The following is a 14585-nucleotide window of genomic DNA, read 5'->3' as shown; positions in this document are numbered from 1 at the left end:
GAGAGTAACGATGGCCGGCGCAAAAGAGATACGTAATAAAATCGGTAGTGTTAAAAGCACTCAAAAGATTACGAAAGCAATGGAAATGGTAGCAGCTTCAAAAATGCGTCGTTCTCAAGACGCAATGGAAGCTTCTCGTCCATACGCTGAAACAATACGTAAAGTGATCGGTCATGTAGCAAACGCTAGTCTAGAGTATCGTCATCCGTATCTAGAAGAGCGTGAAGCTAAGCGCGTTGGTTACATCATCGTTTCTACAGATCGTGGCCTGTGTGGTGGTTTAAACATTAACTTGTTTAAGAAAGCCATGTTGGACATGAAAGACAGAACAGAAAAAGGTGCAGAAGTTGAGTTGGCCATTATTGGTTCAAAAGCAACAGCATTCTTTAATAACAGCGGCGCCAAAGTAGCTGCTCAAGTTTCAGGTCTAGGCGATAGCCCAAGCCTTGAAGACTTAATCGGTTCTGTTGGCGTAATGCTTAAGAAATACGATGAAGGTGAATTGGACCGTTTGTTCGTAGTGTACAACCACTTCGTTAACACTATGGTTCAAGAACCAACGATTGATCAATTGCTACCTTTGCCTAAATCGGACAGCGAAGAGATGCAGCGCAATCACTCATGGGACTACATCTATGAGCCTGAGCCAAAAGTTCTACTTGATGCACTATTGTTGCGTTACCTAGAATCTCAGGTTTATCAAGGTGTGGTTGAGAACCTTGCTTGTGAGCAAGCGGCTCGAATGATTGCTATGAAAGCTGCAACTGACAATGCGAGTAACCTGATTGAAGACTTAGAACTTGTGTACAACAAAGCCCGTCAGGCTGCGATTACACAAGAACTGTCGGAAATCGTATCGGGTGCCGCAGCGGTTTAAGCTTAGGAAATTAAACAGTTTAGAGGATTAACGATGGCTACAGGTAAGATCGTACAGATCATCGGTGCAGTAGTCGACGTAGAGTTCCCACAGAGTGAAGTACCTAGTGTATATGACGCTCTGAATGTTGTTGAGTCTAAAGAACGTCTTGTTCTTGAAGTGCAACAGCAGCTTGGCGGTGGCGTAGTTCGCGCAATCGTTATGGGTAGCTCTGATGGTTTACGTCGTGGTTTGACAGTTGAAAACACTGGCGCTCCAATCTCAGTACCAGTAGGTACTAAGACCCTAGGTCGTATTATGAACGTACTAGGTGACGCGATTGATGAGTGTGGCGAGATCGGTGCAGAAGAGCATTACGCGATTCACCGTGAAGCGCCAAGCTACGAAGAGCAATCAAACGAGACAGCTCTTCTAGAGACGGGTGTAAAAGTAATCGACCTAGTTTGTCCATTCGCTAAGGGTGGTAAAATCGGTCTATTCGGTGGTGCAGGTGTAGGTAAGACCGTTAACATGATGGAACTTATCAACAACATCGCACTGCAACACTCTGGTCTATCAGTATTTGCGGGTGTAGGTGAACGTACTCGTGAAGGTAACGATTTCTACTTTGAGATGCAGGAAGCAGGCGTTGTAAACGTTGAAAATCCTGAAGAATCAAAAGTAGCGATGGTTTACGGTCAGATGAACGAGCCACCAGGTAACCGTCTACGTGTTGCACTGACTGGTCTAACAATGGCAGAGCGTTTCCGTGACGAAGGTCGTGACGTACTTCTGTTCGTTGATAACATCTACCGTTACACGCTTGCAGGTACTGAGGTATCGGCACTTCTAGGTCGTATGCCTTCAGCGGTAGGTTACCAGCCAACTCTTGCAGAAGAGATGGGTGTTCTACAGGAGCGTATCACGTCAACTAAGCAAGGTTCTATTACGTCTGTACAGGCGGTATACGTACCTGCGGATGACTTGACTGACCCGTCTCCAGCAACAACATTCGCTCACTTGGATGCAACGGTTGTACTTAACCGTAACATCGCAGCTATGGGTCTATACCCAGCGATCGACCCACTAGATTCGACATCTCGTCAGCTAGACCCTCTAGTAGTAGGTCAAGAGCACTACGACATCGCTCGTGGCGTTCAGTCTACTCTACAGCGTTATAAAGAGCTGAAAGATATCATCGCGATTCTAGGTATGGACGAGCTATCTGAAGAAGATAAGCAAGTTGTATCTCGTGCACGTAAGATTGAGCGTTTCCTAACTCAGCCTTACCACGTAGCGGAAGTATTTACTGGTGACCCTGGTGTTTACGTACCTCTTAAAGAGACTCTACGTGGCTTCAAAGGTCTACTAGCTGGTGAATACGATGACGTTCCAGAGCAATCATTCATGTACTGCGGTACTATCGATGACGCTCTAGAGAACGCTAAGAAGCTATAAGGCTAACTAGGAGGCGATATGGCAGCAATAACCTTTCATCTAGACGTAGTCAGCGCAGAGAAGAAAATATTTTCTGGTCGTGTTGAAACGTTTCAGGTGACCGGTAGCGAAGGTGAGCTTGGTATTTTCCATGGCCACACACCGCTGCTGACCGCTATTACGCCTGGAATGGTGCGTGTTGTTAAGCAACATGGAGAGGAAGAATTCATCTATGTCTCTGGTGGCATGGTTGAAGTTCAACCTGGTACAGCTACAGTGTTAGCTGATACTGCAATCCGTGGTGATGAACTAGACGCAACTAAGGCAGAAGAAGCCAAACGCAAGGCTGAGGAGAATATCCATAATCAGCATGGCGACATGGACTTCGCGCAAGCGGCCAGTGAATTGGCTAAAGCCATTGCTCAGCTACGAGTAATCGAGTTGACGAAAAAGCGTCGCTAATAAAATTAGTGGTGCAGTATGATAAAGGCGGTCATTTGACCGCCTTTTTGCTTATTTTTTAAGGGAAATTTTCCATTCTCAATTAACTAATTGAGTATTAGTAGCTAAAATCACGATTCAAACTTTTTTGTTAGTAGGTTATCGAATGAAATTTAGTGCGGTTATTCTCGCTGCGGGTAAAGGTACTCGCATGTATTCCAATATGCCAAAGGTTCTCCATACGCTAGCAGGTAAACCTATGGCCAAGCATGTTATTGATACATGCAACGGGTTAGGCGCACAAAATATCCATTTGGTTTACGGTCACGGTGGTGATCAGATGCAACAGGTATTAGCCAACGAACCTGTCAACTGGGTGCTTCAAGCAGATCAGTTAGGTACAGGGCATGCGGTTGACCAAGCTTCACCACAATTTGAAGACGACGAAAAAGTACTTGTCTTATATGGCGACGTGCCACTTATCTCCGAAGAAACGATAGAAAGCCTTCTCGATGCTCAACCTACTGGTGGAATAGCGTTATTAACGGTCGTTCTCGATAACCCAACTGGTTATGGACGTATCGTACGTCGTAATGGTCCAGTGGTTGCCATTGTTGAACAAAAAGATGCCACAGAAGAGCAGAAACTGATCAAAGAGATCAACACGGGTGTTATGGTTGCAACAGGTGGCGACTTGAAACGTTGGTTATCTGGGCTTAACAATGAAAATGCTCAAGGTGAATATTACCTAACAGACGTTATTGCAGCTGCGCACGATGAAGGCCGCGCAGTAGAAGCAGTACACCCTGTAAACCCAATAGAAGTTGAAGGCGTGAACGACCGTGCTCAACTTGCTCGTTTAGAGCGTGCATTCCAATCAATGCAGGCTAAAAAGCTACTAGAGCAAGGGGTTATGCTGCGTGACCCATCTCGATTTGATTTACGAGGTGAGCTGCAATGTGGTATGGACTGTGAAATTGACGCGAATGTGATCATTGAAGGCTCTGTATCACTTGGCGATAACGTTATCATTGGTGCTGGTTGTGTATTGAAAGACTGTGAAATTGACGACAACACAGTAATCCGCCCATACAGTGTGATTGAAGGTGCAACGGTAGGTGAAGATTGTACGGTTGGTCCGTTTACGCGCTTGCGCCCTGGTGCTGACATGCGCAATGACTCCCACGTTGGTAACTTTGTTGAAGTGAAAAACGTACGTCTTGGAGAGGGCTCAAAGGCCAATCACCTAACTTATCTAGGTGATGCTGAAATCGGTCAGCGCGTCAATGTTGGTGCTGGTGTGATCACTTGTAACTACGATGGCGCAAACAAGTTCAAAACGGTTATTGGTGATGACGTGTTTGTCGGTTCTGACAGTCAACTTGTTGCACCTGTAACCGTTGCTGATGGCGCTACTATTGGTGCCGGTACTACATTAACTAAAGATGTGGGAGAGGGTGAGTTAGTTATCACTCGCGCTAAAGAGCGTAAGATTACTGGTTGGCAGCGCCCTACCAAAAACAAATAACCTTTATCGTGCGAAATAAAAAAGGCTGGTGGATTCCATCCTTTTTTGATCAGTTTTGTGGGATAGCGATTCTTTTTTCTAACCATCGAACTGCTTGAGATACACATAAAATCAGTATTAAGTATTCCAATACTAGAAAGGTGTAGATCTCCAAAGGCAAGTATTCTGTAACCACCAGCTCATTTGCTCGTCGAGTTAAATCGCTAAGCCCTATCACACTGACTAGCGAAGACATTTTTAAAATATAGACAAATTGATTGCCAAGTGGAGGTAAGATCAATCGAAAAGCTTGTGGGAAGATCACTAAGCGCATTTTACTCCAATAGGTTAGTCCCAGAGCTTCTGCAGCTTCATGTTGGCCTTTATTGATGGATTGGATCCCTCCTCGAAATACTTCCGCCATAAATGCACTTTCTGCGACCGTTAATGCAATGACTCCGGCCCAAAAATGGTTGAGAGAAACATCCAGTAACGTAGGCATCCCGTAATAAACCCAGAGTAGTAGCACCAATACAGGGATAGAACGGATTACTTCAACATAAACGCGGTTGATGCCCCGTAGTAGTTTGCTGTTAGATAGAGCGGGCAGGGCGACAATAAGGCCGAGCAGCATGGCAAGCAACATACTAAGCAAGGAAATGGATATCGTGTCGTAAAACCCAGCAGTTAAAAAGGCTAGGTTCACTTTGCCTTGTTCTGTGCTTGGGTCCAGAACATACCACCCCCATTGATAATCAGAACATCCCGATACTAGTAAGGTTGTCAATAAAACTGTAAGCGTACGAAAGTTCACACAATCCCTTAATCAAGCTAAAAAAATCCATTTGTTGCTGCTATGTTAGCAACGATATGACACAAAACGTACACTATTTTAAGGATGAGAAAGATGAAGAAGTTCTTCACGTTAGTTGGGATGTGTTTGCTTTCCTTTAGTGCTTTGGCAGCTGAGAGTAGCCGACTACATGAAATATTGGATAGCGGTGTATTACGAGTTGGGACTACTGGTGACTGGAACCCAATGACAATGAAAGATCCGGCCACGAATAGCTATCGAGGCTTTGATATCGACGTCACTACTGAGCTTGCTAAAGATCTTGGCGTGAAAGTTGAGTTTGTTGCGACAGACTGGAAAACCTTGGTCAATGGCATCACGGCAAATAAGTATGACATTACCGGTAGTGCATCACTCAATATGTCGCGTGCCAAAGTGGCGGGTTATAGTCAGCCATATTTTTATCTCGCATTTGTGCCTGTTGTACAGAAAAAAGATATCGCTAAGTTTTCTGACTGGGCTGACTTCGACAATGCCGATGTCAAAGTGGCTGCAACGCTAGGTACGGTGCAAGAAAAAATGGTGAAAGAGTTCTTCCCATCTGCTCAGCATATTGTTATTGAAGCGCCTGCGCGAGATTTTCAGGAGTTGTTAGCGCGCCGAGCGGATGTATCGGTGACATCGAATGTTGAAGCAGCGACATTGGTCACTAAGTTTAAGCAGCTTGCGGTGGTTCCGGTTAAGGAGCCGAGGAAACCAACGCCGATAGCAATGCTATTGCCACAAAATGACCAAGTTTGGATTAACTACATCAACCACTGGGTTGAACTGAAAAAGACTCAAGGCTTTTTTGACCGGACGGCAGAAAAGTGGGGGCTGAAGAGCCTTTAGCCATGAGTACTGTTTAATCGTAAAAAAGCGCCGCTATAAAGCGGCGCTTATTTTATTCCTCACCAACAACGCGAGCATTATCTGGGGTGGTAAACTGCTGCGCTAATTGCTTATTTGAAATGATGTAACCGATCCATAATCCTATGGTACAAATGATGATAGCGACGCCAGTCACCATTTGTGCTTGGCTTGCCATCATAGCGACCCAAGCACTGGCGAGGCTACTAACACTGATTTGCATGCTGTTTTGCAATCCTGCCGCCGTTGCAGGGCTCTGCTTAGCGCTTGATAAGGCACGATTAACCACAATTGGATACAATGCACCATTGGCAACTGCAATCAGACAGAATGGCGCTAGAATCGGCCAGATAGAGACTAACTGCCATTGTGAAGCGATAAACACCAGTAGGCTCGCCACTGTAAACAGCCCTAGTAGTTGCTTAAGAACTTTCTCATCACCAAATTTCTTTACCCCCACTTTTCCTAAGTAGCCACCTACCATAAAGGCGATTGTCTGAGGGATAAAACTCAAACCAATGTCTTTTGCAGAGTAACCAAGCTGCGACATAATCTCTGGCATACCTGTTAAGTAGGCAAAGAACGCGGCTGAAGCCGTTGCAAACATCGCAACGTTACCTAAGTAGGTTTTGGACTTAAACAGGGTTTTGATGTCATTGGCCACAGACGTTTGCTTGGTTTCTAAAGGCTGCTTCGGTTGTCCCAGCGTTGCAGCAACCAAAAGTAAACCAATTAGAGTGAGGGCGATGAAAATGCTGTGCCAACCCAAACTGTCTGCTAGCAATACGCCTAGCTGAGGCGCAAGGGCTGGAGAAAGAGCAACAAGCGGCATTATAGTCGCGAAGACTTGTTGGCTGGTTTTTTCTGGGTAACGCTTAATAACCATGGCCTGCCAAATTACCGCAGGAGCACAGACACCAATTGCTTGAATAAAGCGAAGGCTAAGTAGCTGCCAGACTTGTTCACTGAACGCTAAGCCAAATGAAGCTATGGTGAATAGTACCAACCCAGAGGCGAGTGTTTTTCTATGACCAAATTTGTCACTTGCTAAGCCCCATACCAGCTGGCCTAGTGCCATACCAACTAAGAATACGGTGAGTGATAGGGCAATTTGTTCTGGCCCAGTTGCAAAATCGACCTCCATTGCTTTGAATGCAGGTAAATACATATCAGTGGCAACAAACCCGAGCATGGAGAGCGCAGCCAAGTAGAAAAGCTGCAATTTGGAAACTTTCATAAATTATCCATTCAAAAATTTTAATCGTTATCTAATTTGCTTGTTGTTCACATAAATTGATTTATACCAAACCCTATGTGAGTGCCGCGTCATTCTATTTTTGGTAAAGAAAGAAATTAAGCGCTAAAATTGTTAGTTATGAATCAAAAAATTTGAAAGATATATGTTCTCTAAATCTTCACTGGAAATGGTCGATACTGTTGCTCGGCTAGGCAGTTTTACCGCTGCTGCTGAGGTTTTGCATAAAGTCCCTTCTGCGATCAGTTATGGCGTGCGCCAAATAGAGTTAGACTTGGATGTGGTATTGTTCAGGCGTTTGCCCAGAAAGGTAGAGTTGACACCGGCAGGGGAACTTTTTCTAACAGAAGCCCGAATTATGTTGCGCCATATGGAAGAGGTTAAAGCTCAAACCAAACGTGCAGCACATGGCTGGCAGAAAACACTAAAACTAACATTGGACAATGTGGTTAAACTCGACAAGATGAAGCCTCTTATTGAGGACTTTTACCGCAAGTTTGAATTTGCAGAACTGCAAATCAACATGGAGGTATTTAATGGTTCTTGGGAAGCGATTGCACAGGGAAGAGCAGATATTGTCATTGGTGCGACTTCTGCCGTTCCTGTTGGTGGAGATTTCGAAGTCAGAGATATGGGGATTCTTGATTGGGCATTTGTCATGTCGCCCTGCCATCCATGTGTCCGAGAACAAAACTTGACCGAAGAGTTTGTTAGCCAGTTTCCAGCTATCTGTTTGGATGACACATCTAGCGTGTTGCCCAAGCGACATACTGTCCATTACCCAAGCCAAAGAAGGCTATTATTGCCCAATTGGTATAGCGCTATAGAGTGTTTGAAAAGCGGCGTTGGAGTGGGGTACATGCCTCGCCATATCGCGCAACCGCTTATCTCTGACGGTGTGCTGGTGGAGAAAACGTTGCCCGAAGATAAGCCGCTCAGTCAGTGTTGTTTGGTATGGAGAAAGGACGATAATCACCGGTTAATTAAGTGGATGGTAGACTATCTTGGCAGAAGTCAGCAGTTACATCATGATTGGCTGAAAGCCTAGGGCGAAGGCTATCGGGAATGCGAAACAAATAAAAAGCCAGTGAATATTCACTGGCTTTTCGGTTCCAAAGGATTGACTAAGGTCGCTCAAATACCGTAGCGATACCTTGTCCAAGGCCGATACACATGGTCGCTAAACCATATTTAGCATCTTTTGCTTCCATCAGGTTAATTAGGGTGGTTGAAATACGAGAACCAGAACAACCTAGTGGGTGGCCTAGCGCGATAGCACCGCCGTTGAGGTTTACTTTTTCATCGACAACATCGAGTAAGCCAAGATCTTTCGCACACGGTAGAGATTGAGCAGCAAAGGCTTCATTAAGCTCAATGACATCCATATCTTCAATTGACAACCCTGCACGTTTAAGTGCTTTTTGGGTTGCAGGTACTGGGCCGTAGCCCATGATAGAAGGATCGCAGCCCGCGATAGCCATTGATTTGACTCGAGCACGGATGGTCAGCCCTAACTCATTCGCTTTCTCTTCACTCATCAGCAGCATAGCTGATGCCCCATCAGATAGCGCAGAAGATGTTCCCGCTGTTACCGTACCATTGGCAGGGTCAAATACTGGGCGAAGTTGAGATAGGCCCTCAACAGAGGTTTCTGGGCGAATCACTTCATCGTAATCGAGAGTAAACAGTGAGCCGTCTTCGGCATGTGCTTCTGTTGGTAGGATTTCATTCTTGAAACGTCCTTCTACCGTCGCTGCATGAGCACGAGCGTGTGAGCGTGCCGCAAAGGCATCTTGTTGTTCTCGGCTGATGCCATGCAGCTTACCAAGCATTTCGGCGGTGAGGCCCATCATGCCTGCCGCTTTAGCAACATTCTTCGACATACCTGGATGGAAGTCGACACCATGAGTCATAGGAACATGGCCCATGTGCTCTACACCGCCAATCAAACAGATTTCCGCATCACCGACCATAATCGAACGTGCTGCATCGTGAAGTGCTTGCATTGAAGAGCCACAAAGGCGGTTGACGGTAACTGCACCGATTTCGATTGGTAGACCAGCCAATAAAGCTGCGTTGCGCGCAATATTGAAGCCTTGTTCAAGAGTTTGCTGTACACAGCCCCAGTAGATGTCTTCGATCTCACTTGGGTTAACTTGAGGGTTACGTTCTAGAATGCCTTTCATTAAGTGTGCGGAAAGGTCTTCTGCACGAGTATGGCGGAATGCCCCACCTTTGGAGCGTCCCATTGGGGTACGAAGGCAATCAACAACAACTACATTATTCATTTTGCTATTCCTTTTCCAAATGTGGGTTATAACGAGCTAACTCGTTGGGCGTCGTAAAAGCTTTCGCCTTTCTCTGCCATATCAATCAGCATCTGTGGCACTTGGTACATAGCACCAAGATCTTGATAGCCTTTGGCCATTTCCACAAAGTTACTGATACCCACGCTATCTAGGTAACGGAACACTCCGCCACGGAATGGAGGGAAACCTAAACCATATACAAGTGCCATATCGGCTTCCTGTGGGGTCGCGATAATGCCTTCTTCTAAACACAATACGACCTCATTGATCATTGGAATCATCATGCGTTGGATGATGGTTTGATCGTCGAATTGCTGTACTTCACTACATACGTCTTTCAAGATTGGCAAGATATCATCAGAGAATGATTTCTTCGGTCTACCTTTCTTATCCACACTGTAGCTATAGAATCCGCTGCCATTCTTCTGACCAAACTTATTAGCATCAAATAGCGCGTCTATCGCATCACGGCCTTGTTTACCCATTCGTTCTGGGAAACCTTGCGCCATGACCTCTTGTGCGTGGTGGGCTGTGTCTAGGCCAACAACATCAAGTAAGTAGGCAGGGCCCATTGGCCAGCCAAACTTGCGTTCCATAATCTTATCGACCTGAGTGAAGTCCGCACCATCACGAAGTAGCATGCTGAAGCCACCGAAGTATGGGAAGAGCACTCGGTTTACGAAGAACCCTGGGCAGTCGTTAACGACAATTGGTGATTTACCCATTTGTGCCGCGTAAGCAACTACTCGATTGATTGTTTCATCAGAAGTGTGCTCACCACGGATGATTTCGACTAGTGGCATACGATGCACTGGGTTGAAGAAGTGCATACCACAGAAGTTTTCTGGTCGCTTCAGTGATTTAGCCAATAGGTTGATTGGAATAGTAGACGTGTTTGATGTAATAACCGTATCGTCATCGACATGTTGCTCTACTTCGCTTAAGACCGCAGCTTTGACTTTCGGGTTTTCGACGACCGCTTCAACGATAACGTCAGATTGCTCGATTCCTGCGTAATGTAAGCTTGGTGTAATTGACGCTAAGATGCCAGACATCTTAAAACCGTCAATCCGACCTCTAGATAGGCGTTTATTCAGCAGCTTAGAGGCTTCTGTCATGCCTAAATCTAGCGAGGCTTGCGCGATGTCCTTCATCAGAACAGGTACACCTTTCAGTGCCGACTGATATGCGATGCCGCCACCCATAATTCCTGCGCCAAGCACTGCTGCTCGTTGAGTGTCTTTACTTGCTGATTTTGCAGCTTTCTTCGCTAGCCCTTTAATGTACTGATCGTTAAGAAATAGGCCAACAAGTGCTTTCGCTTCTTCTGACTTCGCCAGCTTAATAAAGTGCTTACGCTCAATATCTAGTGCTTCATCTCGAGCGCTGCGCGCTGCTTCTTCAATGGCTATAACCGATGTAATTGGTGCAGGGTAATGTGGTCCTGCTTTTTGTGCCACTAACCCTTTCGCCATAGTGAAGCTCATCATCGCTTCTAGTTTGCTCAAAGAAAGAGCTGATGTTTTTTGTTTTCTTCTGGTTTGCCAATCAAGTTTTTCGTTGGCAGCGGCAGAAACGGTATTGATGGCCGACTCAAGCAGTTTGTCCGACTCAACAATAGCATCAAGCAATCCCACTTTGAGGGCTTCATCTGCTCTGCATGCTTTACCTTGAGTAATGATTTCCATCGCACTATCTGCGCCGATTACTCTTGGTAGGCGAACACAGCCACCAAACCCAGGCATAATACCTAGCTTGGTTTCTGGCAATCCTATGCTGGTGGTTTTGTCACCAATGCGGAAATCGGTAGCGAGTACACACTCACATCCGCCACCTAGGGTATGCCCCTTAAGTGCCGAAAGAGTAGGAAATGGGAGATCTTCCAGCTTACTAAAAATGCTGTTCGCAAATCGAAGCCACTGATCAAGTTCTTCCTCGGGTTTGGTAAATAGGCCTAGAAACTCAGTGATATCAGCACCCACAATAAAGGCGCTTTTGTCTGAAGTGAGGATAAGCCCGCGAATATCACTTTTTGCTTTGATGGCATCCAGTGCTTTATCGAGAGATTCTAGGGTAGCAAGGTCAAGCTTATTTACGGATTGTGGAGAGCAGAAGCTAAGCTCCGCGATACCGTCGTGTAGTTCCTTTACCTGTAGGGTGTTGGCTTGGTAAATCATCGTCTATCTCCGTGACATACAATGCTAGATTGTGTGTGAGAGTATTGTTGTACTTATTGATAGTTGTGTTACTTCTGGTTAGACCAGTTGTTCTAGTGTGAACGTCGATTTGGTTAAATTCAATACATTTTTTAAACAAGTGTTTAACATTGTGCGTTGGTGCAGATCATTGCCACTTTATTATTCAGCACGTGATACACTCTGCGGCATTGAATTCACTGAACTAACCCTATGAACGATCAGCCCTATCTTGTTCCTGCTGCAAGCGCGACATTTGAAGAAGAAATAAAAAAAAGCGTCTTCATCACACAACTTGCCCATACTCCAAGTGTAGATGCAGCTAAAGCATTTATAGACCAGGTCAAAGTACAGCATGCAGCGGCAAGGCATAATTGTTGGGCATTTGTCGCAGGGCGAAGTGAAGACTCGATGAAATGGGGTTTCAGTGATGATGGTGAACCTTCTGGGACCGCAGGCAAACCTATCTTGGCTCAACTTTCTGGCTCTGGGGTTGGGGAAATTTCTGCGGTTGTGACGCGCTACTCTGGTGGAATTAAGCTAGGTACTGGTGGGTTAGTAAAAGCATATGGTGGCGGGGTTCAACAAGCGCTTAAGCTGCTTCAAACAATCGAGAAAAAAATAACCACAAAATTAAACCTAGCGTTAGACTATGGGTTTATGCCGATCGCACAGTCCGTTATGGCTCAGTTTGAAGCCGTAGAGGTTGAAGCGCAATATAGCGATCAAGTGCTATTGGTATTAGAGATTGAATTGCGTCATGTTGATGCTTTCACTCAAAGTATCGTTAATAAGAGTGGTGCAAAGGCAATTGTCACCCCAGTAAAAGATAACTAGGAAGTCAGGAAGCACTGCTTCAATTCAACAATAATGCAATTTCGTTCAATCATCCGAATCGTCGGGCTGCTGCTCGCGCTATTTAGTGTCTCTATGCTGGCACCTGCTTTCGTCGCATTACTGTATCGCGACGGTGCGGGTGTACCATTCGTAACGACGTTTTTTGTTCTCTTGTTTTTCGGCGGGCTGTGTTGGTTTCCAAATAGAAGACACAAGCATGAACTGAAAGCACGTGATGGCTTTCTTATTGTTGTTCTGTTTTGGACGGTAATCGGTAGTGCAGGCTCAATTCCCTTTCTGTTGTCTGACAATCCGAGTGTCTCAGTTACAGATGCCTTCTTTGAATCCTTTTCAGCATTAACGACTACCGGGGCGACTGTCATCGTTGGTCTTGATGACTTGCCCAAAGCAATCTTGTTCTATCGCCAGTTTCTGCAATGGTTTGGTGGAATGGGTATCATTGTACTTGCTGTAGCCATACTGCCAGTTCTAGGTATCGGTGGAATGCAGCTTTACCGAGCTGAGATCCCTGGCCCTGTCAAAGACAGTAAGATGACCCCAAGGATTGCCGAGACAGCAAAAGCGCTGTGGTATATCTATCTGAGCTTAACTATCGCATGTGCATTGGCATTTTGGTTAGCGGGAATGTCCCCATTTGATGCCATTAGTCACAGCTTCTCAACGATTGCCATTGGTGGTTTCTCTACCCATGATGCGAGCATGGGCTACTTTGATAGCTACGCAATCAATATGATTACCGTAGTCTTTCTACTCATTTCAGCGTGTAACTACTCACTTCACTTCGCGGCCTTTGCGTCTGGTGGCGTTCATCCAAAATATTATTGGAAAGATCCAGAATTTCGTGCTTTCTTATTTATCCAAGCCGTACTTTTCGTAGTGTGTTTTCTTGTATTGCTAAACCACCATTCTTACGACTCCACTTACGATGCTTTCGATCAGGCGCTGTTCCAAACGGTTTCTATTTCAACTACGGCAGGCTTTACGACAACAGGCTTCTCGGAATGGCCATTGTTTCTGCCGGTACTGTTGCTGTTCTCATCCTTTATCGGTGGGTGTGCTGGTTCGACTGGTGGTGGTATGAAGGTGATACGTATCTTGCTGCTGACCTTGCAAGGAGCTCGTGAGATGAAGCGTCTAATCCACCCAAGAGCAGTCTACACCATCAAAGTCGGAGGAACTGCATTGAGCCAGCGTGTCGTTGATGCTGTGTGGGGATTCTTCTCTGCATATGCGTTGGTATTTGTGGTTTGTATGTTGGCCCTAATCGCAACAGGAATTGATGAGCTTAGTGCGTTTTCTGCCGTTGCCGCTACTTTGAATAACCTTGGCCCGGGCTTAGGTGAAGTTGCCCTGCATTTTGGTGAGATTAACGACAAAGCTAAATGGGTTCTGATTGTTTCAATGCTATTCGGTCGTCTCGAAATATTTACCTTACTTATTTTACTTACTCCAACATTTTGGCGTAGCTAAGGACAAAAAGTCATGAAAGCTTTATTTCTTTACTCGAGTCGTGAAGGACAAACTAAGAAGATTCTCCACTATATAGAAGAAGAGTTATCCGAATTTGAATGTGAAGTTGTCGATCTTCACTCTGTAGATAGAGTCGATTTTACGCAGTATGACAGAGTTCTTATTGGCGCTTCGATTCGCTATGGCCACTTCAATAAGAAGCTATACCAATTTATTGAAAACAATGTTGAGCAGCTTAAGCAAAACAAAGTGGCGTTCTTTTGTGTAAACCTGACAGCAAGAAAAGAAGACCAAGGGAAAGATACGCCCGAAGGTAGCGCATACATTAAGACCTTTTTGACTAAGTCAGCTTGGCAGCCCGAGTTAATAGGTGTGTTTGCTGGTGCTTTATACTACCCACGCTATAAATGGTTCGATCGAGTGATGATTCGTTTCATTATGACGATGACAGGTGGTGAAACGGATACCAATAAAGAAGTTGAATATACTAACTGGAAAAAAGTGTCTTTATTCGCGAAAAAGTTTGTAAATATGTAGCTTTAAACACCACTTTTA

The 14585-nt window shown here is 45.3% G+C and carries 13 protein-coding genes; 9 read left to right on the top strand and 4 right to left on the bottom strand.

All coding sequences use genetic code 11. The annotated features are described in order from the left end of the window. Positions 1-10 precede the first annotated feature (10 nt). From atpG to glmU, 4 genes are all read left to right on the top strand, one after another. Positions 11-877 (top strand): F0F1 ATP synthase subunit gamma, encoded by an 867-nt coding sequence (gene atpG / locus ACXABW_RS15055; RefSeq protein ID WP_252028880.1) that lies wholly within the window; start codon positions 11-13, stop codon positions 875-877. Positions 878-910: 33 nt separating this feature from the next. Beyond that, a complete protein-coding gene (gene atpD / locus ACXABW_RS15050) occupies positions 911-2314 on the top strand; it encodes a F0F1 ATP synthase subunit beta (RefSeq protein WP_252028879.1) in 1404 nt (467 codons plus the stop codon). Between the two features lie 18 nt (positions 2315-2332). Next, complete coding sequence (locus tag ACXABW_RS15045) at positions 2333-2755, top strand: F0F1 ATP synthase subunit epsilon (RefSeq protein ID WP_252028878.1); 423 nt, start codon at positions 2333-2335, stop codon at positions 2753-2755. Positions 2756-2900: 145 nt separating this feature from the next. Beyond that, positions 2901-4262, top strand: a complete 1362-nt coding sequence (gene glmU / locus ACXABW_RS15040) for a bifunctional UDP-N-acetylglucosamine diphosphorylase/glucosamine-1-phosphate N-acetyltransferase GlmU (RefSeq protein WP_457523348.1) — start codon at positions 2901-2903, stop codon at positions 4260-4262. A 49-nt stretch (positions 4263-4311) separates the two neighbouring features. Here the strand turns inward: glmU and ACXABW_RS15035 are convergent, their stop codons facing one another. Then, positions 4312-5055, bottom strand: coding sequence for an amino acid ABC transporter permease (locus ACXABW_RS15035; RefSeq protein ID WP_457523347.1), 744 nt, complete (start codon positions 5053-5055; stop codon positions 4312-4314). A 93-nt stretch (positions 5056-5148) separates the two neighbouring features. Here ACXABW_RS15035 and ACXABW_RS15030 point away from each other — a divergent pair, with 93 nt between their 5' ends. Beyond that, positions 5149-5925: a transporter substrate-binding domain-containing protein gene (locus ACXABW_RS15030; RefSeq protein ID WP_252028875.1), complete on the top strand. Its 777-nt coding sequence runs from the start codon at positions 5149-5151 to the stop codon at positions 5923-5925. A 52-nt stretch (positions 5926-5977) separates the two neighbouring features. Here the strand turns inward: ACXABW_RS15030 and punC are convergent, their stop codons facing one another. Continuing rightward, the gene (gene punC, locus ACXABW_RS15025; protein ID WP_457523345.1) at positions 5978-7180 is read right to left on the bottom strand and encodes a purine nucleoside transporter PunC; all 1203 of its coding nucleotides are present in this window, start codon (positions 7178-7180) and stop codon (positions 5978-5980) included. A gap of 163 nt (positions 7181-7343) precedes the next feature. Between punC and punR the strand changes: the two genes are divergently transcribed. Continuing rightward, positions 7344-8246: a DNA-binding transcriptional activator PunR gene (punR, locus tag ACXABW_RS15020; RefSeq protein ID WP_457523343.1), complete on the top strand. Its 903-nt coding sequence runs from the start codon at positions 7344-7346 to the stop codon at positions 8244-8246. 76 nt (positions 8247-8322) lie between these two features. On the opposite strand, the gene fadA is transcribed toward punR, so the two are convergent. Both fadA and fadB read right to left on the bottom strand, forming a co-directional pair. Next, a complete protein-coding gene (gene fadA, locus ACXABW_RS15015) occupies positions 8323-9486 on the bottom strand; it encodes an acetyl-CoA C-acyltransferase FadA (protein ID WP_265689025.1) in 1164 nt (387 codons plus the stop codon). Between the two features lie 26 nt (positions 9487-9512). Beyond that, positions 9513-11684, bottom strand: coding sequence for a fatty acid oxidation complex subunit alpha FadB (gene fadB / locus ACXABW_RS15010; RefSeq protein ID WP_457523341.1), 2172 nt, complete (start codon positions 11682-11684; stop codon positions 9513-9515). Positions 11685-11915: 231 nt separating this feature from the next. On the opposite strand from fadB, the gene ACXABW_RS15005 reads away from it, so the two are divergent. From ACXABW_RS15005 to hemG, 3 genes are read left to right on the top strand one after another with little or no spacing between them, the layout of a single operon-like run. Further along, a complete protein-coding gene (locus ACXABW_RS15005) occupies positions 11916-12539 on the top strand; it encodes a YigZ family protein (protein WP_265689023.1) in 624 nt (207 codons plus the stop codon). 33 nt (positions 12540-12572) lie between these two features. Continuing rightward, the gene (locus tag ACXABW_RS15000) at positions 12573-14030 is read left to right on the top strand and encodes a TrkH family potassium uptake protein (protein ID WP_252028869.1); all 1458 of its coding nucleotides are present in this window, start codon (positions 12573-12575) and stop codon (positions 14028-14030) included. Between the two features lie 12 nt (positions 14031-14042). Beyond that, positions 14043-14567, top strand: a complete 525-nt coding sequence (gene hemG / locus ACXABW_RS14995) for a menaquinone-dependent protoporphyrinogen IX dehydrogenase (protein ID WP_457523339.1) — start codon at positions 14043-14045, stop codon at positions 14565-14567. Positions 14568-14585: the final 18 nt, after the last annotated feature.

The organism is Vibrio paucivorans (genome assembly GCF_054053395.1).
The sequence above is the reverse complement of the archived record's forward strand: the minus strand, read 5'-3'. Positions and strand labels throughout refer to the sequence as shown.

What these genes read in the sequence shown, in the direction of transcription:
- fadA (WP_265689025.1), bottom strand. Translation starts at nt 9,486, where the DNA reads ATGAATAATGTAGTTGTTGTTGATTGCCTTCGTACCCCAATGGGACGC.
- ACXABW_RS15045 (WP_252028878.1), top strand. Translation starts at nt 2,333, where the DNA reads ATGGCAGCAATAACCTTTCATCTAGACGTAGTCAGCGCAGAGAAGAAA.
- ACXABW_RS15000 (WP_252028869.1), top strand. Translation starts at nt 12,573, where the DNA reads ATGCAATTTCGTTCAATCATCCGAATCGTCGGGCTGCTGCTCGCGCTA.
- atpG (WP_252028880.1), top strand. Translation starts at nt 11, where the DNA reads ATGGCCGGCGCAAAAGAGATACGTAATAAAATCGGTAGTGTTAAAAGC.
- punC (WP_457523345.1), bottom strand. Translation starts at nt 7,180, where the DNA reads ATGAAAGTTTCCAAATTGCAGCTTTTCTACTTGGCTGCGCTCTCCATG.
- glmU (WP_457523348.1), top strand. Translation starts at nt 2,901, where the DNA reads ATGAAATTTAGTGCGGTTATTCTCGCTGCGGGTAAAGGTACTCGCATG.
- ACXABW_RS15005 (WP_265689023.1), top strand. Translation starts at nt 11,916, where the DNA reads ATGAACGATCAGCCCTATCTTGTTCCTGCTGCAAGCGCGACATTTGAA.
- fadB (WP_457523341.1), bottom strand. Translation starts at nt 11,684, where the DNA reads ATGATTTACCAAGCCAACACCCTACAGGTAAAGGAACTACACGACGGT.
- atpD (WP_252028879.1), top strand. Translation starts at nt 911, where the DNA reads ATGGCTACAGGTAAGATCGTACAGATCATCGGTGCAGTAGTCGACGTA.
- hemG (WP_457523339.1), top strand. Translation starts at nt 14,043, where the DNA reads ATGAAAGCTTTATTTCTTTACTCGAGTCGTGAAGGACAAACTAAGAAG.
- punR (WP_457523343.1), top strand. Translation starts at nt 7,344, where the DNA reads ATGTTCTCTAAATCTTCACTGGAAATGGTCGATACTGTTGCTCGGCTA.
- ACXABW_RS15030 (WP_252028875.1), top strand. Translation starts at nt 5,149, where the DNA reads ATGAAGAAGTTCTTCACGTTAGTTGGGATGTGTTTGCTTTCCTTTAGT.